A 9,227-nucleotide genomic window follows, 5' to 3' on the forward strand; every position below is an offset into this window, starting at 1 on the left:
GCGAAGAACTCCAGCACTTGTTTGCGCGACAGCTTCTTGCGCAGCACCACCTGCTCCGCCGCATCAACCCCATGCAGCACAAAAATATACTTCGACGTATCAATCCCAATGCGGATAATCTGGTTCACGGACGGCTCCCTTGTATGAGATCTAGACAACCTCATTCTGGCACACTGATGCCGTAGGGGGCCGTCCACACCATCAACCACCGCATTTTGATGATGAACGGGATCGTGGCCCCAGCGTCGCGCAACAATTGAGAGTTGGGGTAATGGGTCCTGGCTTTCGCCAGGACGACGCGCGGAGAGAGTGGTTCCGCGGCTTCTCCGCTGAATTACGAACGCCTCTGGAATACTGGATCACCCGGTCAAGCCGGGCTACAGGCGACTAAACCCTGACCGGTCCCAGCTCGTCGAAATGCCCGCGCCGCTGCAGCCAGGCGAGCAGGATCAGGCTCGGGATCGCGACCAGCACGCAGATCACGAAGAACATCTGCCAGCCGACGGCCTTGGCGACATAACCGGCGCCTGACGACAGATAGGTGCGGCCGACCGCGGCGAGCGCCGTCAGCAGCGCATACTGGGTCGCGGTGTGCAGCGGATTGCGGCACAGCGCCGACAAATAGGCGACGAAGATCACGGTGCCGATCGCGCTGGTGAAATTCTCCGCGGTGATCGCAAGCGCCAGCGCCCATTGATCGACCCCGACATGCGCCAGCCACGAGAACGAGAGGTTGGCGATCGCCTGCAGCACGCCGCCGATCCACAGGCTGGTCGCGAGCGAATAGCGCCGCGCCACGAAGCCGCCGGCAAAGCCGCCGATAAGGGTCGCAGCAAGGCCGACGCCCTTCACGATCGCCGCGTAATCGACCTTGGAAAAGCCGATGTCGATCACGAACGGCGCGGTCATGGTGCCTGAAAACGCGTCGGTGAACTTGAACAGCACCACAAAGGCGAGCGCCGCGAAGGCGTCCTTGCGGCTGAGGAACTCGGAGAACGCGCCGAGCGCGGCATGTAGCACGCGTTCGGCCGCGTTCTGCGCATGCGTCGCCGCCTCCGCGCCCTTCGATTGCGTCGGCTCGGTCGCCGCAAGCGCGGTGACGATGCCGATCACGACCAGTGCGGCCATCACCACATAGCCCCACATCCAGGCCGACAGGCGCACGAGGCCAGCGGACTCGAAGCCGCTGACGATGAACAGCGCGCCGGCGGTCGAGACCAGCATGCCGACGCGGTAGGCCGCGACATAGGACGCCATGCCGGCGGCCTGCTCGCTTTCGGGCAGGCTTTCGACGCGGAAGGCATCGACCACGATGTCCTGCGTCGACGATGCGGTTGCGACCAGCAGCGCGGCGAAGGCCGCGAACCATGGCGAGCGCGCCGGATCGGCCATCGCCAGTACCAGGATCGCCGCGATCAGCAGCAGCTGCGAGAACAGCAGCCAGCCGCGGCGGCGGCCGAACATCTGCGTGAACAGCGGCACGTGCAGTGCGTCGACCAGCGGCGCCCAGAGGAATTTCAGCGTGTAGGGCGTGCCGATCAGCGCCAGCAGCCCGATGGTGCCGAGATCGACCCCGGCCTCCTTCATCCAGACCTGCAGCGTCGAGCCCGACAGCGCCAGCGGCAGCCCCGAGGAGAAGCCCAGCAGCAGCACGATCAGCACCCGCGGCTGCAGGTACACGGCAAAACCGTCGCGCCATGAGGTGGCGGCGGGGGGATTCTTTTCCGACTGGGTCGCGGTCACTTCGGGCGCGGTCATGCCCCTCTGTTAGCAGATTCGACCGCGGCTGCCTTGGCTCCCTCTCCCCGCTCTATCGCGGGGAGAGGGTTGGGGTGAGGGGCCTTCTCCGCGAATTATGCCGTGCGCAGTATGCGGAAGCTCCCCCTCACCCGAAATTCGCGCGATGCGCGAACTTCGACCTCTCCCCGCAGGCGCGGCGAGGTGACTTCGGGGCTACTCCCCCGCCTGCAGCTTGCGGGGGGCGGGGAACAGGTCGGACGTGCTGGGCTTGACGAAGCGGGGCACTTCGATCGGGGTCTCGGACTTGCTGAAGTCGAGTTCCTCAATGCGGCCGGCGCGTTTCTCGATCTTGTCGGCGGAGATCAGGATCTGCCTGACGTCCTCGTTCACCTGGCCGAAATGGGTCTGCAGCTTGAGCACGCGATCGCGCAGGCGGCCGAGGTCGTCGCCGAGATGCATCACCTCGTTGCGGATCTGGTCGGCGGCGTCGCGGATGCGGGCGTCCTTCAGGATCTGCTGCATCACCTGGATCGCCAGCATCAAGAGCGAGGGCGACACCAGCACGACGCGGGCGCGATAGGCCTTCTGGATCACGTCGTCGAAGCCGTCATGGATCTCGGCATAGACCGATTCCGACGGCACGAACATCAGCGCGGTGTCCTGGGTCTCGCCCGGGATCAGGTACTTCTCCGCGATGTCGCTGACATGCTTCAGCACGTCGGCGCGCAGCCGCTGGCTGGCGAATTTGCGCTCCTCGTCGCTGCGCGCATCGTGCAGCGCGGTCATGGCCTCGAGCGGGAATTTCGCGTCGATGCAGAGCGGGCGCTGGTCGGGCAGGAACACGACGCAGTCCGGCCGCTTGCCCGACGTCAGCGTGTACTGGAACTCGAACGACCCCTTCGGCATGCCGTCCTGGACGATCGCCTCCATCCGCGCCTGGCCGAACGCGCCGCGGGATTGCTTGTTGGCGAGCACGTCGCGCAGCGTCGTCACCTGGGTGGTGAGCTCGTTGAGGTTCTTGTGCGCGTGGTCGATGATGCCGAGCCGCTCATGCAGCACGCGCAGCGAATCCATCGTGTTGCGGGTCGATTGCTCCATCGACTGGCCGACCCGGTGGGTCACCGAATCGAGCCGCTCGTTGACGGCCCGGGCCATCTCGGCCTGGCGGCCGGCCAGCGCCTGCGCCATAGTATCAACCTTGGCATCGACCCGCCCGGAGGATTCGCTCTGGGCCCGCAGCATGTCGGCGAGGCGCTCCTCCAGCTCTTCGGCGCGGATGGCCTGGGCCATTGCGAGTTCCGCGCCGCGCCGGCTGGCGCGTGCGATCACCACCGCAATGGCGAACAGCAGGATCAGCGCCAGCGCCCCAAGGCCGATCAATGCGTCGGAGACACGGACGGGGAGGTCGCCAATCGTGAGGAGAATCTCGTTCATGCCGGCAGTTGTAGCCGATTCGCGGCCAGGCGCGAACGAAGAGGGAACGTTTATGGCAAATGCATTCCTGATTTTCCGGGTTAATGCGGGGTGAAGAAACGTGGTTAAGGTTGTCCTAACGGGTTCCTGAGCGCATTGACCCCATGAAGTCAGCAGCTTAAATCGCCGCCATGGCATTAAGAGAAATTATCATCCTGCCGGACAAGCAGTTGCGGCTGGTGTCGAAACCGATCGAGAAGGTGACGCCGGAGATCCGCAAGCTGGCCGACGACATGCTCGAGACCATGTATGACGCGCCCGGCATTGGGCTGGCGGCGATCCAGGTCGCGCAGCCGCTGCGGCTGATCACCATGGACCTCGCCAAGCGCGACGAGAACGGCGAAACCACGGCGAAGCCGCGCGTCTTCATCAATCCGGAGATCATTGCGCGTTCGGAAGAGCTGTCGGTGTACGAAGAGGGCTGCCTGTCGATCCCCGAATATTACGAGGAGGTCGAGCGGCCGGCGCGGGTACGCGTGCGATTCACCGATCTCGACGGCACGGTGCATGAGGAGGATGCGGAAGGGCTCTACGCCACCTGCATCCAGCACGAAATCGATCATCTCAACGGCGTGCTGTTCGTGGATTATCTGTCGAAACTGAAGCGCGACCGCGTCTTCAAGAAATTCGAGAAGGCCGCCAAGCGCGCGGCGGAGTAACGCCGCTTACTCTCGGAAGAAATCGATCGCATGCCTCTCCGCCTGATCTTCATGGGCACGCCCGATTTCGCGGTGCCGACGCTGCTGGAGCTCGTAGCCCATGGCCATGAGGTCGTGGCGGTCTACACCCGCGCGCCGAAGCCGGGCGGGCGGCGCGGGCTGCAGCTGCAGCCGACGCCGGTCGAGCAGGAGGCGCGCCGCCTCGGCATTCCCGTGCTGACGCCGAAGACCCTCAAGACCCCGGAAGCGCTCGAGGAGTTTCGCGCGCATGACGCGGATGCCGCCGTCGTCGTCGCCTATGGCATGATCCTGCCGCAAGCCATTCTCGACGCGCCGAAGCTCGGCTGCTTCAACCTGCATGCTTCGCTATTGCCGCGCTGGCGCGGCGCCGCGCCGATCAACCGCGCCATCATGGCTGGCGATGCCGCGAGCGGCGTGATGGTGATGAAGATGGATGTCGGCCTCGACACCGGGGACGTCGCGATGGCCGAGCGGCTGGCGATCACGGACAGCATGACGGCATCCGATCTGCACGACGCGCTGGCGCCGCTCGGTGCCGACCTGATGGTGCGCGCGATGGCGGCGCTCGGGCGCGGCGGCTTGCAGCTGACGAAGCAGAGCGAGGACGGCGTCACCTATGCCGCCAAGATCGAGAAGGCCGAGGCGCGGATCGACTGGAAGCAGCCGGCGCATGCGGTGCTGCGGCACATTCACGGGCTCTCGCCGTTTCCCGGCGCCTGGTGCGAGCTCACCGGCGAAGGCGAGCCGGTGCGGCTGAAAATCCTGCGCTGCGAGCAGGCGAAAGGCTCGGGCGCACCGGGCGCTGTGCTCGACGACAATTTCGCGATCGCCTGCGGCGACGGCGCGATCCGGATCCTCGAACTGCAGCGCGCCGGCAAGGCGCCGATGAAGGCGGCGGACTTCCTGCGCGGCACGCCGCTGAAGCCGCCTGCGCGGCTCAGCTGATGCCGCGCTACAAGCTCACCATCGAGTATGACGGCACGCCGTTCTCCGGCTGGCAGATCCAGGACACCGCGCCGACCGTGCAGGGCGCGCTGGAGACGGCGGTCAAGGCGATCTGCGGCGAGGACGTGCGCGTCCATGGCGCAGGGCGTACCGATGCCGGCGTGCATGCGCGCGGCCAGGTCGCGCATTGCGACATCGCCAAGCACTTCCCGCCCGGCCGCTTCCGCGACGGGCTGAACGCGCATCTGCGGCCCAATCCGATCGGCGTGCTCGCAGCTGACATCGTGCCCGACGATTTCGAGGCGCGGTTCTCGGCGACCAGGCGGCACTATCTCTATCGCATCACCAACACCCGCGCGAACCTCGCGCTCGACATCGGCCGGGTCTGGCGCGTGCCGCGCGCGCTCGATGCTGACGCGATGCACGCCGCGGCGCAGCGCCTGCTCGGCAAGCACGATTTCACCACCTTCCGCGACACCGAGTGCCAGGCCAAATCACCGGACAAGACGCTCGATCAGCTCGACGTCACCCGTGACGGCGCCGCCGTCAACATCGTGACGTCGGCGCGCTCGTTCCTGCACAGCCAGGTGCGCTCGATGGTGGGCTCGCTGGTGTGGGTCGGCGAGGGTCGCTGGAGCGCCGACGACCTTGCCGCCGCGCTCGCCGCCCGCAACCGCGCCGCCTGCGGCCCCGTGGCGCCGCCGGACGGGCTCTACCTGATGCGGGTGGACTACTAGTCTAGGCGGTGTGAATGATCTTGTAGGATGGGTGGAGCCAACGAGTCCGCGCAACGCGCGGCCCGATGATAAACTCCGCGAAACCCATCACTTCGAATCCGCGGCGCCCATGATGGGTTTCGTTGCGCTCTACCCATCCTACGGATGTGAGCCTACCCGAAATACCACGCTGTATCTGGTGCGGGTGGATGGCTCGTAGCCCCAATCCCTACTGTGCATGGGGTTGTTTTCGATGTTTTTGCCCAGCCGGGCGGCTGGCCTACCCGAAATACCGCTCCAGCACGCCGCGATAGATCTTCGTCAGCTTCTCCAGATCGGCCACCGGCGTGCGCTCGTCGACCTGGTGCATGGTCTGGCCGACCAGGCCGAACTCGATCACCGGGCAATAGCTGGAGATGAAGCGCGCATCCGAGGTGCCGCCGGAGGTGGAGAGCTCCGGCCTGCGGCCGGTGACCTCCTCGATCGCGGCGACCGCGAGGTCGGTGAACGGGCCGGGCTGGGTGACGAACACGTTCGAGTTCGACGGTTGCCAATCGATATGGGCGCGGATCCGGTTGCCGCAGGCTTTCGCCAGCCGCTCATCGACAAGCTGCCGCAGGCTCTCCTGGGTGTGGTTGTCGTTGTAGCGGATGTTGAATTTCGCCCGTGCCTGGCCGGGGATCACGTTGCTCGCGGTGTTGCCGACATCGACCGTGGTGAATTCGAGGTTGCTGGCCTGGAACTGCGCGCTGCCGTGATCGAGCGGCTCGTCGCTCAGCGCCACGATGAGCCGCGAGATATCAGGCACCGGATTGGAGGCGCGGTGCGGATAGGCGACGTGGCCCTGCACGCCGTCGACGACCAGCGTGCCGGATTGCGAGCCGCGCCGGCCGATCTTGATCATGTCGCCCAGCACTTCGACATTCGAGGGCTCGCCGAGCACGCAATGATCGAATGTCTCGCCACGCTCGGCGCACCATTTCAACAGCTTGACGGTGCCGTTGATCGAGACGTCTTCCTCATCGCCGGTGATCAGGAAGGAGATCGAGCCGTTGCCATTCTCTTGTGGCTTGCCGCCATGGTCGCTGAGATATTGCAGCACCGCGGCAACGCTGCAGGCGATGCCGCCCTTCATGTCGACGGCGCCGCGGCCATAGAGATAACCGTCCTTGACCTCGCCGGAGAACGCGCCGAGCGTCCATGCCGCTTCATCGCCGGGCGGCACCACGTCGGTGTGGCCGGCGAAGGTGATATGCGGCGCCGAGGTGCCGATGCGCGCATAGAGGTTGTCGACATCGGCGGTGCCGGGCTCGGAGAAGGTCACGCGGTGGACCTCGAAGCCGGCGGCTTTCAGCAGACTTTCGAGAACGCCAAGCGCGCCGGCGTCGGCCGGGGTGACGGAGGGGCAGCGAACGAGATCGCGGGTAATCGAGACGGCATCACTCATGCGCCTCGCTTAACACGTCACACGGCAGGGGGACCAGCTTTGTGCGGCACGATATCGAGCTCGCTCTGCTGATCCCAGCCGCGCGCGGAGCGCGACCCGCTGTCGCGGCCTTGCCGCACATGGGTTTTCCCAAGCGGATTGGGGCCATAGCGATTGGGGTAGCTGGTGCCGCGCAAAAAGGCGAGCTCGATGAAGCCCCAGACATAGAGCACGAAGACGATCAGGCCCGCGGCCATCACCCAATAGGATTCATCGGGGAGCCGATCCGAGAACTGGCTCACGAGACCCGGGATCGCGAAAAACGGGACCATCCACCAGCCGCTCTTGTCACGGTCGTGCAGTCGCTTGATCGAGACAGCGACATAGACCCAAACGAACAAGAACGTTCCGCACGCCTTGACCAGCAATGCCGGCAATCCGGCCCAGCTCAGCGATTTGTAGCTGTCGGGGTCGAAGGCCCGGAAGATGTCGTCGACATTGAAGCTGAACCCGTTCTTGCCGCCGAGGCCGGCCGAGACCGCCAGCAAAGCCAGGAACATCATCCAGCAGACGATGATCAGCCCCGCGAGCCAGAATTTGGCCCGGTTGACGCGGCCCTTGAAGCCGAACAGGTAATTGGCCCAGTCCATGAAAATAAGCTCCGGGCTGCGGCAATTCTTCGCGGCCCGGAGATATGTCGTTTTGGAGAGGTGCTTGGTTCGAAATGTGATCCGTCACCCCCGCGCAAAGGCTTCGCCTTTGTCGCTGGAGGAGCGCGTAGCGCGTCTCGAAGGGTGAACGGGCACAGTCGGGCCGTCGACCCTTCGAGACGGCCGCTTCGCGGCCTCCTCAGGGTGACGGTGATAGATTATTGCAGCGGAAGACCGATCAGTCCCGCAGCAGCTCGTTGATGCTGGTCTTGGCGCGGGTGCGCTCGTCGACCCGCTTGACGATCACGGCGCAGGCGGTGGCAGGTCCCGGCTGGCCGTTCTTCAGCGGCTTGGCCGGCAGGGTGCCGGGCACCACGACGGCATATTCCGGGACCTCGCCGACGAAGATTTCGCCGGTCTCGCGGTCGACGATCTTGGTCGAGGCGCCGAGGAACACGCCCATCGACAGCACCGCGCCCTTGCGCACGATCACGCCCTCGGCGACCTCCGAGCGCGCGCCGATGAAGCAGTCGTCCTCGACGATCACGGGCTCGGCCTGCAGCGGCTCGAGCACGCCGCCGATGCCGACGCCGCCGGAGATGTGCACGCGCTTGCCGATCTGGGCGCAGGAGCCGACCGTCGACCAGGTGTCGATCATGGTGGCTTCATCGACATAGGCGCCGAGATTGACGAAGGAGGGCATCAGCACGACGTTGCGGGCGATGAAGGCCGAGCGGCGCACGATCGCGCCCGGCACGGCGCGGAAGCCGGCGTCGCGGAAACGGTTCTCGCCCCAGCCCTCGAACTTCGACGGCACCTTGTCCCACCACGATGCCTTGCCCGGGCCGCCGGCGATCTGGCCCATGTCGTTGAGGCGGAACGAGAGCAGCACGGCCTTCTTCAGCCACTGATTGACCTTCCACTTGCCGCTCGACTCGCGCTCGGCGACGCGGGCCTCGCCCTTGTCGAGCAGCTCCAGCGCGTGGTCGACCGCCTCGCGGACCTCGCCCTTGGTCGAGGTCGAAATGCCTTCGCGGGCGTCGAACGCGGTGTTGACGGTGGTTTCGAGGGCGGACAGCGACATCGGGACAATCCTTGGCGTATCGGGGATTATGACGGGATTTTGCGGGGCTTTTTCGGAATTTGGGGCCGCGGAGTCAAGGCAAACTCCTCCGTCGCCGAGTGGTCTCTCTTCCGTCGTCCCGGCCAAGCGAAGCGCGAGCAGGGACCCATAACCACGAATGCCCGTGTTGCGGCACGCTGCGGCCACGGCGCGTAGCAAGGCGCAGATTGGTGGTTATGGGTCCCCTGAGTTCACAAACGAAGTGCAACACTTCCTTGAGGAGGTGTTGCCATGGGGCGGACTTACAAGCAGCTCTCTCTGGACGACCGATGCGAGATTGCCTGCCTATCGGCCAATGGCAGCTCGGTCCGGCAAATCGCGGCAGCTCTGGATCGCTCGCCATCAACGATCTCTCGGGAACTGAGGCGCAATCGGGGGAGCCAGGTCGGCTACAAGCCGAGCTATGCCCAGCACCAGATGCGAGCGCGGCGCTGGACGGGCGGACGCCTCGAACGGGAGCCCGGCCTGCGCCGC

At 65.5% G+C, this 9,227-nt stretch carries 9 protein-coding genes and 1 pseudogene; 4 read left to right on the forward strand and 6 right to left on the reverse strand.

Going from position 1 to position 9,227, the window contains the following annotated elements:
* The 3 genes and pseudogenes from J6525_RS45075 to J6525_RS45085 form a co-directional block, all read right to left on the reverse strand.
* A pseudogene (locus J6525_RS45075) lies at positions 1-128 on the reverse strand (IS110 family transposase); the annotation flags it as partial.
* 259 nt (positions 129-387) lie between these two features.
* Positions 388-1,758, reverse strand: coding sequence for an AmpG family muropeptide MFS transporter (locus J6525_RS45080; protein ID WP_225649461.1), 1,371 nt, complete (start codon positions 1,756-1,758; stop codon positions 388-390).
* A 195-nt stretch (positions 1,759-1,953) separates the two neighbouring features.
* Positions 1,954-3,174 (reverse strand): DNA recombination protein RmuC, encoded by a 1,221-nt coding sequence (locus J6525_RS45085; protein WP_225649462.1) that lies wholly within the window; start codon positions 3,172-3,174, stop codon positions 1,954-1,956.
* Between the two features lie 170 nt (positions 3,175-3,344).
* Between J6525_RS45085 and def the strand changes: the two genes are divergently transcribed.
* Genes def through truA form a run of 3 tightly spaced genes read left to right on the forward strand, consistent with a single transcriptional unit; the run spans position 3,345 to position 5,575 of the window.
* Entirely contained in the window at positions 3,345-3,872 is a 528-nt protein-coding gene (def, locus tag J6525_RS45090) for a peptide deformylase (RefSeq protein ID WP_038385628.1), read from the forward strand.
* Positions 3,873-3,902: 30 nt separating this feature from the next.
* On the forward strand, positions 3,903-4,838 hold the full coding sequence (fmt, locus tag J6525_RS45095) for a methionyl-tRNA formyltransferase (RefSeq protein ID WP_225649463.1): 936 nt from the start codon (positions 3,903-3,905) through the stop codon (positions 4,836-4,838).
* The gene (gene truA, locus J6525_RS45100; RefSeq protein WP_225649464.1) at positions 4,838-5,575 is read left to right on the forward strand and encodes a tRNA pseudouridine(38-40) synthase TruA; all 738 of its coding nucleotides are present in this window, start codon (positions 4,838-4,840) and stop codon (positions 5,573-5,575) included. The genes fmt and truA overlap by 1 nt, the downstream gene beginning before the upstream one ends.
* Before the next feature lie 259 nt (positions 5,576-5,834).
* Here the strand turns inward: truA and dapE are convergent, their stop codons facing one another.
* The 3 genes from dapE to dapD form a co-directional block, all read right to left on the reverse strand.
* On the reverse strand, positions 5,835-7,001 hold the full coding sequence (gene dapE / locus J6525_RS45105; protein ID WP_225649465.1) for a succinyl-diaminopimelate desuccinylase: 1,167 nt from the start codon (positions 6,999-7,001) through the stop codon (positions 5,835-5,837).
* A 17-nt stretch (positions 7,002-7,018) separates the two neighbouring features.
* Positions 7,019-7,630 (reverse strand): DUF805 domain-containing protein, encoded by a 612-nt coding sequence (locus tag J6525_RS45110; RefSeq protein WP_225649466.1) that lies wholly within the window; start codon positions 7,628-7,630, stop codon positions 7,019-7,021.
* Between the two features lie 238 nt (positions 7,631-7,868).
* On the reverse strand, positions 7,869-8,714 hold the full coding sequence (dapD, locus tag J6525_RS45115; RefSeq protein ID WP_225649467.1) for a 2,3,4,5-tetrahydropyridine-2,6-dicarboxylate N-succinyltransferase: 846 nt from the start codon (positions 8,712-8,714) through the stop codon (positions 7,869-7,871).
* Between the two features lie 270 nt (positions 8,715-8,984).
* Here dapD and J6525_RS47375 point away from each other — a divergent pair.
* The coding region (locus tag J6525_RS47375; protein ID WP_312010070.1) for a helix-turn-helix domain-containing protein at positions 8,985-9,227 on the forward strand (243 nt) is incomplete at its 3' end.

Source organism: Bradyrhizobium australafricanum, from assembly GCF_020329495.1.
Taxonomy (GTDB): domain Bacteria; phylum Pseudomonadota; class Alphaproteobacteria; order Rhizobiales; family Xanthobacteraceae; genus Bradyrhizobium; species Bradyrhizobium australafricanum.